The 14,351-nt window shown below is 70.7% G+C and carries 12 protein-coding genes; 4 read left to right on the plus strand and 8 right to left on the minus strand.

Annotation, left to right across the window (positions count from 1 at the left end; genetic code table 11):
* Positions 1-3 precede the first annotated feature (3 nt).
* The 6 genes from BMG523DRAFT_RS24105 to BMG523DRAFT_RS02130 all read right to left on the minus strand — a co-directional run bounded on the left by BMG523DRAFT_RS24105 (position 4) and on the right by BMG523DRAFT_RS02130 (position 7,079).
* Positions 4-1,602 (minus strand): hypothetical protein, encoded by a 1,599-nt coding sequence (locus BMG523DRAFT_RS24105; RefSeq protein ID WP_043590244.1) that lies wholly within the window; start codon positions 1,600-1,602, stop codon positions 4-6.
* Between the two features lie 445 nt (positions 1,603-2,047).
* Positions 2,048-2,542 (minus strand): hypothetical protein, encoded by a 495-nt coding sequence (locus tag BMG523DRAFT_RS02110; RefSeq protein ID WP_023839918.1) that lies wholly within the window; start codon positions 2,540-2,542, stop codon positions 2,048-2,050.
* A gap of 137 nt (positions 2,543-2,679) precedes the next feature.
* Complete coding sequence (locus BMG523DRAFT_RS02115) at positions 2,680-3,735, minus strand: patatin-like phospholipase family protein (protein ID WP_043590245.1); 1,056 nt, start codon at positions 3,733-3,735, stop codon at positions 2,680-2,682.
* Positions 3,736-3,966: 231 nt separating this feature from the next.
* Entirely contained in the window at positions 3,967-4,470 is a 504-nt protein-coding gene (locus tag BMG523DRAFT_RS02120; RefSeq protein WP_011435227.1) for a transcriptional regulator, read from the minus strand.
* Between the two features lie 501 nt (positions 4,471-4,971).
* Positions 4,972-6,309 (minus strand): chromosome partitioning protein, encoded by a 1,338-nt coding sequence (locus BMG523DRAFT_RS02125; RefSeq protein ID WP_011435226.1) that lies wholly within the window; start codon positions 6,307-6,309, stop codon positions 4,972-4,974.
* On the minus strand, positions 6,306-7,079 hold the full coding sequence (locus BMG523DRAFT_RS02130; RefSeq protein WP_011435225.1) for an SAF domain-containing protein: 774 nt from the start codon (positions 7,077-7,079) through the stop codon (positions 6,306-6,308). The genes BMG523DRAFT_RS02125 and BMG523DRAFT_RS02130 overlap by 4 nt, the downstream gene beginning before the upstream one ends.
* Positions 7,080-7,387: 308 nt before the next feature.
* Between BMG523DRAFT_RS02130 and BMG523DRAFT_RS02135 the strand changes: the two genes are divergently transcribed.
* Positions 7,388-7,624 carry a helix-turn-helix domain-containing protein gene (locus tag BMG523DRAFT_RS02135; RefSeq protein ID WP_011435224.1) on the plus strand — a complete coding sequence of 79 codons (237 nt, stop codon included), beginning with the start codon at positions 7,388-7,390 and terminating at the stop codon, positions 7,622-7,624.
* Between the two features lie 20 nt (positions 7,625-7,644).
* On the opposite strand, the gene BMG523DRAFT_RS02140 is transcribed toward BMG523DRAFT_RS02135, so the two are convergent.
* Positions 7,645-8,214: a hypothetical protein gene (locus tag BMG523DRAFT_RS02140; protein WP_011435223.1), complete on the minus strand. Its 570-nt coding sequence runs from the start codon at positions 8,212-8,214 to the stop codon at positions 7,645-7,647.
* A 158-nt stretch (positions 8,215-8,372) separates the two neighbouring features.
* Between BMG523DRAFT_RS02140 and BMG523DRAFT_RS02145 the strand changes: the two genes are divergently transcribed.
* Positions 8,373-9,671 (plus strand): LysM peptidoglycan-binding domain-containing protein, encoded by a 1,299-nt coding sequence (locus tag BMG523DRAFT_RS02145; protein WP_043590247.1) that lies wholly within the window; start codon positions 8,373-8,375, stop codon positions 9,669-9,671.
* 402 nt (positions 9,672-10,073) lie between these two features.
* Positions 10,074-10,466 (plus strand): Rv3235 family protein, encoded by a 393-nt coding sequence (locus BMG523DRAFT_RS27160; RefSeq protein WP_330219003.1) that lies wholly within the window; start codon positions 10,074-10,076, stop codon positions 10,464-10,466.
* A gap of 25 nt (positions 10,467-10,491) precedes the next feature.
* Here BMG523DRAFT_RS27160 and secA read toward each other — a convergent pair whose 3' ends face one another.
* On the minus strand, positions 10,492-13,476 hold the full coding sequence (secA, locus tag BMG523DRAFT_RS02155) for a preprotein translocase subunit SecA (RefSeq protein ID WP_011435220.1): 2,985 nt from the start codon (positions 13,474-13,476) through the stop codon (positions 10,492-10,494).
* Positions 13,477-13,777: 301 nt separating this feature from the next.
* On the opposite strand from secA, the gene BMG523DRAFT_RS02160 reads away from it, so the two are divergent.
* Positions 13,778-14,335: a GNAT family N-acetyltransferase gene (locus BMG523DRAFT_RS02160; RefSeq protein ID WP_035940907.1), complete on the plus strand. Its 558-nt coding sequence runs from the start codon at positions 13,778-13,780 to the stop codon at positions 14,333-14,335.
* Positions 14,336-14,351 lie beyond the last annotated feature (16 nt).

Raw genomic sequence — 14,351 nt, forward strand, 5'->3', positions numbered from 1 at the left:
CGGTCAGTAGACGCCGCCGTAGTGCCGGGCCTGCAGATCCTGGGCCTGGCCGACCCAATCGTCGGAGACGATGCGGTCACCGAAGCCATCCAGCCGGTGAGCGAGCCGCTCGACGTCGGTATCACCCATTTCGGCCAGCTGGCTGAAGGTTGTGATGCCCAACGCCCGCAGCCGGGCCTCGATCACCGGGCCCACGCCGACAATCTCCTTGAGGTTGTCGCCGCCCGACCGCACGGGATCGAGGAGACCGTTCCACCGCGGCGCGGGTTCCAGCACGACCCGGCTACCCGTGCCCGGCTGGCCGCTGGCCCCGTTCGTTCCACCGGTGCTCCTGCCACCGGTGCTCTTCACGCCGCCGCCACTCCCCTGACCACTCGACGGCGGTCCGCCCAGGGCCGGTGGCCGGTTCTTCGTGGCAACGCCGCTCGCCTGGACCGTCGCCCCCGAGACGTTCGGCTCGGGCGACAGGGCCAGGCCGTGCGCGGGCAGCGCGCTCTTCGACGGCCCCGCGTCGTTCGGGGTGACCGCGAGGTTCGACGGGACCACGCCGCCCGCGGCAGCAACCCCGACCGCCTCGGCGGCCTCGGCAGTGGGGGCGGCCTCGGCAGTGGGGGCGGCCTCGGCAGTGGGGGCGGCCTCGGCAGTGGGGGCGGCCTCGGCAGTGGGGGCGGCCTCGGGATGCTCGGCACCGGCTTCCTCGTCGGAGGAGGCCTGGCCCAGAAGCGCCTCGGATTTCGCGATCCGCCCCAGCAGACTGAGCCGTTCGGCCGCCCATTCGGCCTGGTGCCGATCCAGCCGGGTGGTCATGGTGGCCACCTGGCGTTGCGCGTCCTCCGCCTCCGTACGGGCCATGGCCAGCCGGGAGGAGAACTTGGCCGCCCGGCCCTCGGCCTCGACGAGCTGTCTGCGCAGCAGCTCGGCCTCATGGGCGAGCTGCGCAGCCGAGGGGCCGACGGGATCACCGCCCGCCCCCGGAGAGCCCGCCGGCACCGGGCCGGCGGCACCCGAACCGGCGGCACCCGAACCGGCGGCACCCGAACCGGCCGGGAGGGCCTGGGCCGCGCCGGGTGTCACGGCGTACGCCCGGGCCCGCAGCGCCGTTTCGATCTCCTCGACCCGGGCGCCTGCGATCACAGCATGGCGCTCCGCCTCGGCGATTCGCCGTTCGGACTCCGCGGCACGCTGTTCGGCGACAGCGAGCCGGGCAGTTAGATCCGCCTTCTCCAGGGCGACGTCGTCACGCTGCCGGCGCAACCGGGCGATCAGCTCGGCGGCCTGCCCTGTGCCCGTGCCGCGGGCGCCCGAATCGGGGACACCCGTGTCGGCGTCGCCGGTGCCCGCCGGCCCGGCGTTTACCCGGTTCACGTCGTTCGCGGCTGCCGCCCGATCGGCCGACGGGACCGCGCCGGGGCGGGATTCGTCGAGGTCCGGTCCGGTGCCGGCCGGTGTCTCCCCCGATCCCGCCCGATTTCGCGCGGCGTCGGCGTCGGCGTTGCGGGCCTGCCGGCGCAGCGGCGCGATCAGGAAGACCCATGCCAGCGCCGCACCAATGAGCATCGCCACCAGCACGTACGCCAGGATCTGCCCGGCGAGGTACAGCATGGGCTGCCAGCCTCCTTACCGCGGTGGGTCGGTCGAGATCACACCTGCCAGCGGGGGTGACATCTCGGTACGAAGGTTGTGGAAAGTGGAGCCCCCTCGGCGCCATCCAGGTGGTGACCCGGTCGCCGCCGCAAGGCTCCCCAGCATTATTCGCAACGCCCGACATCGGCCGCACCCGGGGAGGTTCAACCGTTGGCCACGTCGATCTCCCTGGGTGGGAAATCACCGTTCACGGACGTCAGACGACGAACAGCACCCCAGGGAGGAGCCTGGAAAGACAACCACGAGGGCCGCCCGTCGGGAACATTTCACGCCAGCTGGTCACCAGTCCAGACAGCATGCCCCAACGAGCCGTCAACGTGCGTGGTCTCCTCCCCCGTGCGGGGGTGACCTCCACCGCGCGGGGGTCACCCCCGCGCACTCAACATCCGCGTCTCCGCCGGGGTCAGAGAAGATCGGGAAGCTCCTGAGGCGCGAACCACAGCAGTTCGAAGCCCTCGACGCTGTCCACGGTGAAGGCGGCGTCATCCCCACCGAGATCGGCCTCGACGATGCACTTCGCCGCCGCCGCGACCGCCGCGACGACCTCCTCGTCGTCTCCGTCGTCGACATGGATGGCCTGCGCGGCCGACCACGGCACCGGGAAGTCCACCTCGACCGCACCCCGCTCAAGATCGTCGCGTACCCGCACCTCGCCGTCCGCGACATCGGCCACGAAGACCACGCGCCGGCGCGGCGCGGACGGGTCGGCGTCCAGCAGTCGCAGGCTCGCCCGGCCGGCGTCGTGCAGCGCCGCGTACTCCAACTCCTCCTCGGACTCCGACTGGGCGTACCACTCACGCGTCGCGGGGGTGACCGCGAATCCGGTGCCTGGGGGGATGCGCGCGGATTCCCAGACCGATCGGGCGACGGCCAGCGTGGACGGGAGATAGATGCGCACCCGCTCAGTGTGCAACCAACCGGGGCGAGCCGGCCACGAGAACCCGGTCAGCCACGAGAACCCAGTCAGCCACGAGAACCCAGTCAGCCACGAGAACCCAGTCAGCCACGAGAACCCAGTCAGCCACGAGAACCCGGTCAGCCAGCCAGGCCGAGCCCGAGCCGGCCCCCCCTCGCCTCGGCGTCGTCGGTGGCCCCGTCGTCGGTGGCCCCGGCCACGCCGGAACGGGCGGAACGGGCGGCGACATGCAGGGCCTCGCCCGTCGTACGCAGCGCCGTCTCGAACACCTGGGCCCGCCGGGTCAGATCCATCACGTTTCCGCCGATGACCTCGAGGTCCTCCGGACCTGGGCAGAGCACCGTCACCCGGGTGCCCGCCGCCTCCACCATCTCGATCTCCCGCATCAGCCGGCGGGTGGCGGCCCGGCGGACCTGGCGTTCGACCCGGGCCACCGTGCCACGGGGTCGGTCGAGTTGGAACGAGCAGGCCGGGGCGAGCACCAGGATCTCCGCGAGGCCCGCGTCGGCAAGAAGATCGACCGATGCGGGCGATCGGGTTCCGCCGTCGACGAACCGCTGGCCGTCCACCGCGACCGGGGCGTACCAGCCGGGAATGGCACACGACGCCATCACCGCCTCGGACAAGGTCGCCCGAGGCGCATCGGCCACGCCGAACAGCACGCGCTCACCGGTGTCGAAGTTCATGGCCACCACCCGCAGCGCGGGCCTGGTCGGCCATTCGGTCGGATCGAGGCCCTTGCGGTCCATCGCCGCGGTCACCAGATCGCCGACCGCGGAGATCTTCCCACGGCCCTGTGGAAGCATCGCCGCCAGCGTGACCATCGGCGAGGACCGCCGGGGGTGCCGGGCGCTGGCCGTCAGCAGCCTCGGTGAGCCCATGCGCATCCGGGGGCGCGGGGGTAGGGAGGCACCGAGGTCGCGGTAGTCAAGAACGGGATCACCCGCCTCGTAGATCCCCCGCTCGGAATTGGCCATCACGTCGATGCCGATCCCCAGACCGAGCAGGGCCGCGACCACCGAGCCGGCGGACGTGCCGACCACCAGGTCGGCTCCGCTCAGGTCGCGGCCGGTCGCGGTCTCGACCGCCCGCATCGCGCCGATCATCCAGGCGGAGCCGAGCACTCCACCGGCCCCCAGGACCAGACCTCTGCGTGGGGCCCGTTTCCTGGTCATAGTCCACCTCCCGGCGCGGCGACCGGGAAGGGAGACGCATCGCGCTGGGATGCCCGCCGCCCGGCATGCTCGCTGCCATGTGGGCCGCCCGGTCGCACCTGGGCCGGGCCGCCCACGAACGGCGTGCCCGCCGCGTCGGGACGGCCGGGGATGGGCCAGTAGCAGTCCACGGTCCGCGTTGACCGTACCTTGCTGCTCTCGGCGCTCGAAGCGCCCGGGCAGTCCACCGGACTACTCCGGCGGCTCCTCGCTACTCTCTTCGGGGAAACTGGTCTCCAGCACTCCCCAGGTCCGCAGCCGCTCGGCGAACTCCTGGGGGGTCGTGTCGTGGAGCAGGGCGAGCGCACGCACGTCGCCATCCCGGATGGACAGCACGCGGCCGGCGTAGTCGTCCCGTTGGCGCTGGATCTGGGCGACCCACCGACGAACGAGAGCAGAGGAGTCCGGCGGAGCCTCGCTCAGCTTCTCCAGGTTGAGCACCGTACGTGGGCGACGCTCCCGCGGCGGCAGCTGATCCTCGTTGGGCAACAGCGCCGAGACCGGGACTCCGTAGAATCCCGCGAGTTCGGAGAGCTGATGCACGCTGATCATGCGGTCACCGCGCTCATAGGAACCAACGGCAGCGGTCTTCCACCGCCCCCGCGACTTCTGCTCCACTCCCTGCAGCGACAGACCCTGCTGTATCCGAATCGCCCGCAACCGGGCGCCCACGGCCTTCGCGTACTCTCGGCTCACCCGACACACCCCCAGCCGTCTCGAACGAGCATCACGTACCTCTCGTCGCGCCCATAGGAGATCAAGGTACGACTCGTGTGGCGCTGGCGAGGCATGCTCCCACTAACGTAACGTTGCCGAAAGAGACCGCTCACAGATACATATACGATGCTACGTTGCGCGACTTTCTTGTGCGACTTCTCTCGCATCTCAGGCTCTATGAATTAAGAAAGTTACTCTATGTAGTAAATCTTATAAGATCGAAAGCTATCAGCAAGATCCCTCTCACGACTTGACCGAAGTCCCTCCACATAGCGATGCCCCTAAATTGCTCGCCGTAACCGCTCCCACTACGCCGGGATGATGGTGCGAATACTTTATGTCACGGTTACGCCAAGGGCGTAACCGTGAGTTGCCGACACCGCGCGAGCGATCAGCCGAACGGCAGCAGGCCCAGCGGCAGGCCCAGCAGGGGATGCGGCTCTGGCTCGTACGTCGGGACGGCCCACCCGCCCACCAAGATCACCGGGCCTGGCGCCGCAGGCTCCCCCGCCGACGGCGGGGAGCCGCCGGGCGGCCAAGCAGCCGGCCAGCCAGCTCCCTGATCGCCAGCCGGGCCGGGGAGGTCGGAGCGATGTCACGCAGGAGCTGTCCGGCCACCTGGGCGGCGTCCAGCCCGGCGAGGTCGTAGGGCACCAGGGCCACCGGCTCGGTCCCGGTGTGGCGCAGAATCGCCCGACTGACCTCGCGGGCCGGGTCCGCGCCCACAACCGAGGCGCGCAGCCGGTTCACCACGACAAGCGGGTCGACGGCGGGGACGGTCTCCCGCAGGTCGGACAGTCCCCGCACGAACCGGACCAGACCGACCGGTTCGGCGGACGCCACCGCCAGCACGACGTCGGCCGCGCCCAGCACGGCTAGCGTCGCTCCGTTACGCCGGGGCGCGGAGGTGTCGAACGACAGTTCCTCGTCCGTCTCCAGGCAGAACCCGCAGTCCACGACGACGAAGGACGCCAGACGCCGGGCCATCGACAGCACGGTCTCAACGGATGCCGGGCGTAGCTCGGGCCACCGCGAGGGGCGGGAGATGCCGGGCAGCACTCGCAGGCCGCCGCCCAGATCCCGGCACAGTACGGCGAGCCGGGGCACGTCCAGCAGCCCCTGGTTGGCCGACCGGGCCGCCGCGGCCAGACCGGGGGCCTCCTCGAGCAGGCCGACGAGCTGCCCGACCGCGCCGCCGTAGGAGTCGGCGTCCACCAGCAGGGTGGAGGTCCCCAGCCCGGCGAGTTCGGCGGCCAGGCACAGCGCGATCGTGGTGCGTCCCGGCGCGCCGGCCGGACCCCATACCGCAATCACCCGGCCCACCCGGCCGTCGCCCGGTTCGATCGGCCCCACACCGTCGGTGACGTCGATGGCCGGGGCGAGCGGCCCGAACCCGACGAGTGGTTCGCTGTACGAACCGGACGCCCAGGTCGCCGGCGCGGCCGCGTTCGTCGCCAGCGCCCGGGATGCCTCGACGACCGCTCCCGCGATGACCTCCGCGGTGGCGTCCGAGGGGATGACCGCGGCCACGCCGAGTTGCCGCAGCCGCCGGTCGCCGTCCTCGTCGCCGGGGGCGGTCAGCCCGACCACCGCGATGCCCGCCATGGCCAGGCGGGTCAGCGCATCCCGGTCGAGCCGGCGCAGGTCCGCGGACAGCAGGGCGGCCCGGGCCGCGCCGGTGGTCGCCGCGGCCAGCAGGTCCGGCAGGTCGACGCAGCGGCGCACCACCGTAACCCCGAGGTCGCGACGATCGAAGGCCGAGACCAGGCCGGCCTCGACCATCGCATCGGTGACAGCGGTGAGGATCGGCAGGCTCACCGGCCGTACCCCGGCACAGTGGTCGGTCCCGTCGAGCCGACCTCACCGCGGGAGTCGCGCTCAAGCTTCACGACGTCGACCCGCTCGCTCTGCGAGGCCGCGACGGCCTGGATGGCGTTGTCCACCGGCACGCGCAGCGTCAGCGAACGGTCCCCGCTGGTCAGCTTCTCGAGGCTGACGAACTCGACGTCGTGCAGGACCAGCGCCTCGGCCCCCGCACCCGCGGGCGCGGCCGGTGTGCTCCGGCCGGCCTGCTGATCGCCCCCGGTAGTGCTCGGCGCTGCGGCGCCGCTCTGGAACACGAAGACGTCCACATGGTCACCCGGTCCGAGGGTCGGCAGCCGCCCGGCCTTCACAATGATCGGCACCAGCCGCGTCGGCTGGGTGTTCTGGCCGGCGAAGTCGGGTCCGCTCACCAGCTCGCCGGTGTCCACCGGCCGCGCCAGGGTGGCGCCGATCAGGTCGTCGAGACGGCTTCCCGGGTAGTAATGACCCGAGGTCCTCTCGTCGAGCCTGGCCGATACCGTGGCGAGATCCCCGGCAACGATGATGTGCCCGGCCGGCAGGTCCACCTTGGCGACCACCCACTGGCGGGTCGCGTCCGCGCTGGCGAACAGCCGCGCCCCGACGACCACCGAGACGAGCACGAGCAACACCCCGACGAGCAGCCGGGAGTCGCGCCACCGTCGGCGGGTCAACCGACGGGCCGGGGGTGATGTCGGTGGCGGGGACGCCTCCGGGCGGGCCGGTGCCGCGGCGAGCTCGGTCACCGGGAGACCTCCCTCTTCTCCTAGCCGGACCATTGGTACATGTTCGCACCTTCCGGTCGCAGAGCGTACGCGGTCGTCGGCCCTGAGCCCAGCCAAACCAGCGAGGAATCGGCTGCGGACCGAACGGGATCCGTCGACATCTGGGCCATGCAGGCGCGGGTGGCGGACCAGTCCAGTACCTGCGAGCACGGGCTTTTGGCGGTATCCGCGTGCACTTATCCACAAGCACACGCATCCGGACGCGATGAGCGGTGGTATCTCTGATACACACATGAGGAGAGACATCCGCCCTCAGAAGGAGGACTTTGATGAACGACCGCTTCCTTCAACTCAGCGATGTGGCGGACATCCTCAACATCTCCTCCAGTCAGACCTACGCGCTTGTCCGCTCGGGCGAGCTCCCCGCCATCAAGATCGGGGGGAGGGGCCAGTGGCGGGTGGAGCGCACCGAGCTGGAGGCGTACATCCAGCGCGCCTATGAACAGACCCGGGCCTTCGTCGCAGCCAATCCGATGAGCCGTAACGAGGCTCCGCCCGAGGACTAGGCACAGTAGGCGCGGCGAGGTCAGTGGATCCGACGAACGTAGGCGATCGCGTCGAGGGGGATGGTCCAGCCGGAGCGGATCTGGCCGCGCCGGGCGAACTCGCCGACGGCGTGTTCGGCCACCTCCAGGAAGTCCGAGCCGACCCGCACCGGCGTCCCGTGCAGGGTCACCCCGTCCACCAGCATGAGCGTGCACGCCGAGCGGTCCCGGACGAGCCCGCGCAGGACGTACCGCAGATCCAGCTTGGCCGCCAGCGGACCCTCATGACCCGGCTGGGCCGAGACCACCGGCAGGTTCTCCACGGCCAGCAGCGACCGCACCGGTACCAGAACCTCCGTCGCGCCGGGCTCGGTGATGAGCAACCAGTCCATCCCGAGGGCCGCCAGGGTGCCGTGCAGGATCTCGGGAGCGCGCTGACCACCCACCACCCGGCAACGTGTCGGGTGTCCGACGACGGGTCGCATCCGATCGATCAACCGCAGGTAGGCAGCCTCCCGTCGGCTGCGGTCCGCGAGCTCGGCGGAGAGCTCGGCGGCCTCGTTCGCCTCCCACTGCAGCTCCAGGTCGGCGAACAGATCCTCCCATCGCATCGATACCCCTTCCCATAAAGGTAGATTTCGCCCACTTCCCCCAGTTGCCCCTCACTCCCTACACAAGCAGGGTTGACAGCGAGATTTCAGGGGTTTACACAAGCAAACATAGGCAAACGAACGAGTTCGACAGCATCCGGCGGACAGGAGCACCCACAATGATCGCGAGGGCGGCTCGACAGACGCTGGCGCGGTTCGCCGGCGCGACCGCGGCCGCAATCACGGCGATCATATTGATCGTTTTCGGCCCCCGGCTGGCCGACCTGCCGGAGAGCGTCGAGGCCGCCCCGGAATGGTTCGCCGCCGCGCCCGAGCAGGCGCTGGCCACGATCATCGGGGGCGTCGCCTGGGTGTGCCTGCTCTGGCTGTGCCTGGGGGTTCTGCTCGGCGCGCTGTCGGCTATCCCCGGCGGAGTCGGCCGGCTCAGCGCGGCGCTGGCCCGCCGGATCGTTCCCCGCACGATCCGGCGGATGCTCGAGATCAGCCTCGGAGTGACACTCGTCACCGGGGTGGCGCCGATCATCGCCGCGGTCCCGGCCTCCGCGGCCACCGGACCTGCGGGGACCGGTGTCAGTGCGGGCGCCACCGCCGCACTGCCCGATCTGGACCGGCCCACCACCGTCGGCCATCCCCCGAACCCGATAGCCGGCTTCCCCGACCTCGATCGCCCCCCGGCCGGCACCCCCGCCGGTCACGCCCCCGCGACACCCCCCGTCTCCTCCACCGGCCCCGTCTCCCCTGCCGGCTCCACGTCCTCTCCCGAACCCGGTGCCGGTGCCGTCCCGGCGACCAGCCCCACCCCAACGATCTCGGTTCCCGGTCTCGGTGAGGCGATCCCCGTCGTGGACCTGCACGAGACCACCTCGGCGGCCGGCTCGCCAACGCCGCCCCCAGCCCCGGTTTCCGCCGCCGGCGGAAACCCGGTGCACACCGCCCCTGACCCCGGCGCCCTCACTCGGCTCACCACGGCTCGCACGACCACAGCCGGCTGGCCGGACCTGGACCGACCCGCCACCACCTCCCCGAGCAGCCCGGCCGCGCCCGGCGCGGCCATCACTCCGACACCGTTCAACCCGACATCGTTCAACCCGACATCGTCCGGACCGACATCGTCCAACCCGACATCGTCCAACCCGACATCGTCCGGACCGGCGGCTCCGATCGCATCGGTACCGGCCCGGGATCCGATCGTGCCGCCGGCCCCTCGTGGAACGGGCAGGCCCATGAGCCTCCCGGGTACCGACCGGACCTCTCCCGGCGTCGAGGCGGCGGAAATCGTCGTCCTCCGCGGCGACAGTCTCTGGTCCATCGCGGCCCGTCATCTCGGCCCGAACGCGACGCAGGAGCAGATCGCGGCCGAGTGGCCACGGTGGTGGGCCGCCAACTCCGACCTGATCGGCCACGACCCGAATCTGATCTTCCCCGGCCAACGCCTGAAACCACCCCCCGGGCCCTGACCCCGCCCACCACTTCCGGAGCCTGCCGTGACCGCCACCTACGCCCTGACCCTGCCCCGGCGTCCAGTTCCGGCCCCCGGAATGCGCCGCCTTCCCATCACCCCCCACGAACCGCCCTATGACGACGAGGCCGGCTCCTCGTCGGCCGGCGCCCCGACCGGCTCGTCGACAAGGCCGCCCCGACCCCGGGTGCGGCCGGCCGGACGCACCACCGCCGATCGTCCAGGCCGGCCCGTGACCGCCCCGGGAGGCGGCGGACGCCGCCGTGGCGGCCCGTCGGGACCCGGCGGGCCGCCACGCGGCCGTGGCGGTGCGGACGGCCAGACCGAGCCCGGTGGCACGACGGTCGATCGGACTCCTCGGCACCTCGCCATGCCCGAGCGCACGGTCACGGGCACAGGCATGGGATCAGCGGCGTCACACGCGGTGCCGGGTCTCGATCCGGTAGCCGGTCCGCGGCCGGGACACCCCGCCGGGAGCCGGACGAACCCACCGCCCCGGGAAACGGCGGTGGTCATCGTCAGAGCGATCGTCGAGACGCTCGGCGGGGTGCGCCCGGCCTCGCATCTCGCCGGATGGACGACGCCCCGCCTGCAGAACGATCTCGAACGCATCGTCGCCCAGACCACGGATCGCAGGCGGGGTCAGGTCCGCAGCGTACGGGTCAGCGAACCGCGCCCCGGAGTCGCCGAGGTCTCGGCGGTCATCAGCCGAGGTGCCCGGGTGGCCGCACTCGCGCTGCGCATGGAGTCGTCCAGCGGACGCTGGCGGGTGACGACCCTGCAGGTGGGTTAGTGCGGCCACCGGTCCCGGAGATGGATCACTCGGTGTTGCGGCGCGCCGGGTCGCCGTGGCAGCGCTTGTACTTGCGGCCCGACCCACACGGGCAGGGCGCATTGCGAGCGGGACGCGTGCCCGCACCGGGCTGCGCCGTGCCGGCCTCGCCGCGGGCGGCGCTGAGCGCACCGTCTCCAGCCGGGCGGCCCAGTCCCGACCTGCCATCCACCGTCGTGACCGGCCCGGATCCACCGTCGACCGACGGCGCGGTGTAGCGCAGGCCACCGGTCGGCCGCCGCGGCTCGAGCCCCTTGACGAAGACCGGCAGCGGTGCGGACGGAACCGGTGAAGGGGGTGGCGGAGTCTGACGGGCCGCCGCGGGGCGAACGGGCTGCGCGTCCGCGACGGGACCGGCGCCGTCCGGAATCGTCGGCACCGCCGGAGCGGGCAGGGTCGCGGCTGCGGCCGGCGGTGCGGGAGCAGCGGACACGGCCGGCTCGACGCCCACCGACGTGGCGGCCTCCTCCTGCCCCGCAACCTGGACCTCGACGTTGAACAGCAGCCGGACGGACTCCTCCTTGATGCCCTCCATCATCGTCTGGAACATGTCGAAACCCTCACGCTGGTACTCGACCAGCGGGTCCCGCTGTCCCATCGCCCGCAGCCCGATGCCCTCCTGCAGGTAGTCCATCTCGTAGAGGTGCTCGCGCCACTTGCGGTCCAAGACCGCGAGGACGACCCGTCGCTCCAGCTCCCGCATGATCGGTTCGCTGTCGGGGCCGTCGCCGAGGTCGAGTTCCCGCCGGTCGTACGCCTCCTGCGCGTCGACCTGGATGTCCTCGAGCAGGTGATCGGCAGTGAGCCCGTCTCGATCATCGACATCGGGTGCCACCACACCGACCGGGTAGAGCTGCCCGAGCGCCGTCCAGAGCGTGTCGAGATCCCACTCCTCCGGGTACCCGTCGGCGGTGGCGCCGCGCACGTATCCCTCGACGGTGTCGTCAACGAAGTGACGCACCTGCTCGTGGAGATCGGCACCGCCGAGAACCTTGCGGCGCTCCTCATAGATCACGGTGCGCTGCTTGTTCATGACCTCGTCGTACTTGAGGACGTTCTTGCGGATCTCGAAGTTCTGCCCCTCGACCTGGGTCTGGGCCGACCGGATCGCCCGAGTCACGATCTTCGATTCGATCGGGACGTCCTCGGGGATGTTCAGCCGATCCATGATGCCCTCGACCGCGGCCGCGTTGAACAACCGCATGAGATCGTCACCGAGGGAGAGGTAGAAGCGCGACTCACCGCGGTCGCCCTGCCGGCCGGCCCGGCCACGCAGCTGGTTGTCGATGCGCCGGGACTCGTGCCGCTCGGTGCCGAGCACGTACAGGCCGCCGGCGTCGACGACCTCCTCGTGCTCGGCCTTCACCGACTGCCTGGCCTTCTCCAGGGCCTCCTGCCAGGCCGCCTCATAGTCCTCGGGGGTCTCGATCGGCGAGAGGCCGCGCTGGCGCAGCTCGGCCTGGGCAATGAACTCCGGGTTACCGCCGAGCATGATGTCCGTACCACGACCGGCCATGTTCGTCGCCACCGTGACGGCGCCCTTGCGGCCCGCCTCGGCGATGATGGCCGCCTCCCGCTCGTGGTGCTTGGCGTTGAGCACCTCGTGCGGCACACCACGCTTGCGAAGCTGCTTCGAGAGGTACTCGGACTTCTCGACGCTGGTGGTGCCGACCAGGACCGGTTGGCCCTTCTCGTGCCGCTCGGCGATGTCCTCCACCACCGCGTCGAACTTCGCGATCTCGGTCTTGTAGACGACGTCCGGCTGGTCGAGCCGGACCATCGGCTTGTTCGTCGGGATGGGGACGACCCCGAGCGAGTAGATCTGGTGGAACTCGGCCGCCTCGGTCATGGCGGTACCGGTCATGCCGGAGAGCTTGTCGTAGAGCCGGAAGTAGTTCTGCAGCGTGATCGTCGCGAGGGTCTGGTTCTCCTGCTTGATCTCGACCTTTTCCTTGGCCTCGATCGCCTGGTGCATTCCCTCGCTGTAGCGACGACCGTGGAGCACGCGGCCGGTGAACTCGTCGACGATGAGAACCTCACCGTCGGTAACGATGTAGTCCTTGTCCCGCTTGTAGAGCTCCTTGGCCTTCAGCGAATTGTTCAGGTAGCCCACGAGCGGGGTATTCACCGATTCGTAGAGGTTCTCGATGCCGAGCTGGTCCTCGACCTTCTCAACCCCGGACTCGGTGATGGCCACCGTCCGCTTGCCCTCTTCGACCTCGTAATCGACATCGCGTTCGAGCAGCGGGGCGATCCGGGCAAACTCCGTGTACCACCTGGTCGGATGATCCGCTGGACCGCTGATGATCAACGGCGTGCGGGCCTCGTCGATGAGGATGGAGTCCACCTCGTCGACGACCGCGAAGTTGTGGCCACGCTGGACGAGCTCCTCCGAACTCCAGGCCATGTTGTCACGGAGGTAGTCGAACCCGAACTCGTTGTTGGTGCCGTAGGTGATGTCGCAGGCGTACTGGGCCCGCCGGACCGGCGGCGGCATCTGCGGATGGATCACCCCCACGGTGAGGCCGAGGAAACGATGGACCCGGCCCATGTTCTCGGCGTCGCGCTGGGCGAGGTAGTCGTTGACGGTGATGACGTGCACACCCTTACCGGCCAGCGCGTTGAGGTAGGTCGGCAGGGTCGAGACCAGCGTCTTGCCCTCACCGGTCTTCATCTCGGCGATGTTGCCGAGATGAAGGGCCGCGCCCCCCATGATCTGCACATCGAAATGCCGCTGGCCCAGCGTGCGCCGCGCCGCCTCGCGCACGGCGGCGAAGGCCTCGGGCAGCAGGTCGTCGAGGGTCTCCTTCCCGTCCGCGAGCCGCTGGCGGAACTCGTCGGTCATGCCTCGCAGTTCACCGTCGGACAGGCCGGTGAAGTCGTCCTCGATCAGGTTCACCTGCTCGGCGATCGCCTTGAGCTTGCGCAGGATCCGGCCCTCGCCGGCACGCAAGATCTTGTCTAGTACCACGGGCGAAACTCCTCCGGCAGGCGCGTCGGCGAGGTCACCGACCCCACGATGCTAGCCCTTCGACAGCCGCCTACAACATCCATCCGCGCGCGGTTCCTCCGGCTGGGACCGGTGAGGAGCGGGCGACGGGAAGGGGTGCCGGCGAGCGAGGCCAGGGGTCGTACGGACGGGAACGACCAGAACGGGATGACAACACGGCGTGCATGGTCCGCCCATGCCACGCCGCACTGTCCAACGACCGGGAGCGCGGATGGGTGCCCTGGATCGGCGGCAACGGTGGCGGCCGGTGCAAGGTTGGAGCATGGCACCTCTCGAACCGGCGGAGATCACGGCGGGCCGTCTGCATCTGCGCCCCTGGCACCCCCGGGACGCCGACGCCGTACACCTGGCCTGCCAGGACCCGGAGATAAGCCGGTGGACGAGAGTCCCGACGCCGTATCTGTACCAACACGCGGTGGACTTTGTCTCACGCCAGTCGCCGCAGAGCTGGGCCAGCGGGACCGGGGCGCTGTTCGCGGTGGTGGATGCCACGACCGAGCAACTCCTTGCCTCGGTCGGACTGACGGATCTCTCCGGCGACGGCGACGCGAAGATTGGTTACTGGTGCGCGGCGCCGGCGCGCGGGCGGGCAGTGACCTCCCAGGCCGTTGCCGCGCTGACCCGCTGGGGTTTCGGAGCTCTGGGGCTGGCCCGGATCGAGTGGCGGGCCGCGGTGGGCAACCTCGCGTCTCGCCGCGTGGCCGAGAAGGCCGGCTTCACCGTGGAGGGCACCCTGCGCCGGGCCCTGCTGCTGGGCGACGGTAACCGGAGGGACTGCTGGGTGGGATCGCTCCTACCGGACGATCCCGCGCCGCGGTGACGCCCCCCCGACCGGG

The sequence above is a fragment of the Frankia sp. BMG5.23 genome, from assembly GCF_000685765.2.
GTDB lineage: Bacteria > Actinomycetota > Actinomycetes > Frankiales > Frankiaceae > Frankia > Frankia casuarinae.

Coding starts and splice junctions, on each gene's coding strand:
- BMG523DRAFT_RS02140 (WP_011435223.1), bottom strand. CDS start 8,214: ATGCGATGGGAGGATCTGTTCGCCGACCTGGAGCTGCAGTGGGAGGCG.
- BMG523DRAFT_RS02135 (WP_011435224.1), top strand. CDS start 7,388: ATGAACGACCGCTTCCTTCAACTCAGCGATGTGGCGGACATCCTCAAC.
- BMG523DRAFT_RS02145 (WP_043590247.1), top strand. CDS start 8,373: ATGATCGCGAGGGCGGCTCGACAGACGCTGGCGCGGTTCGCCGGCGCG.
- BMG523DRAFT_RS24105 (WP_043590244.1), bottom strand. CDS start 1,602: ATGCTGTACCTCGCCGGGCAGATCCTGGCGTACGTGCTGGTGGCGATG.
- BMG523DRAFT_RS02115 (WP_043590245.1), bottom strand. CDS start 3,735: ATGACCAGGAAACGGGCCCCACGCAGAGGTCTGGTCCTGGGGGCCGGT.
- BMG523DRAFT_RS27160 (WP_330219003.1), top strand. CDS start 10,074: ATGGGATCAGCGGCGTCACACGCGGTGCCGGGTCTCGATCCGGTAGCC.
- BMG523DRAFT_RS02160 (WP_035940907.1), top strand. CDS start 13,778: ATGGCACCTCTCGAACCGGCGGAGATCACGGCGGGCCGTCTGCATCTG.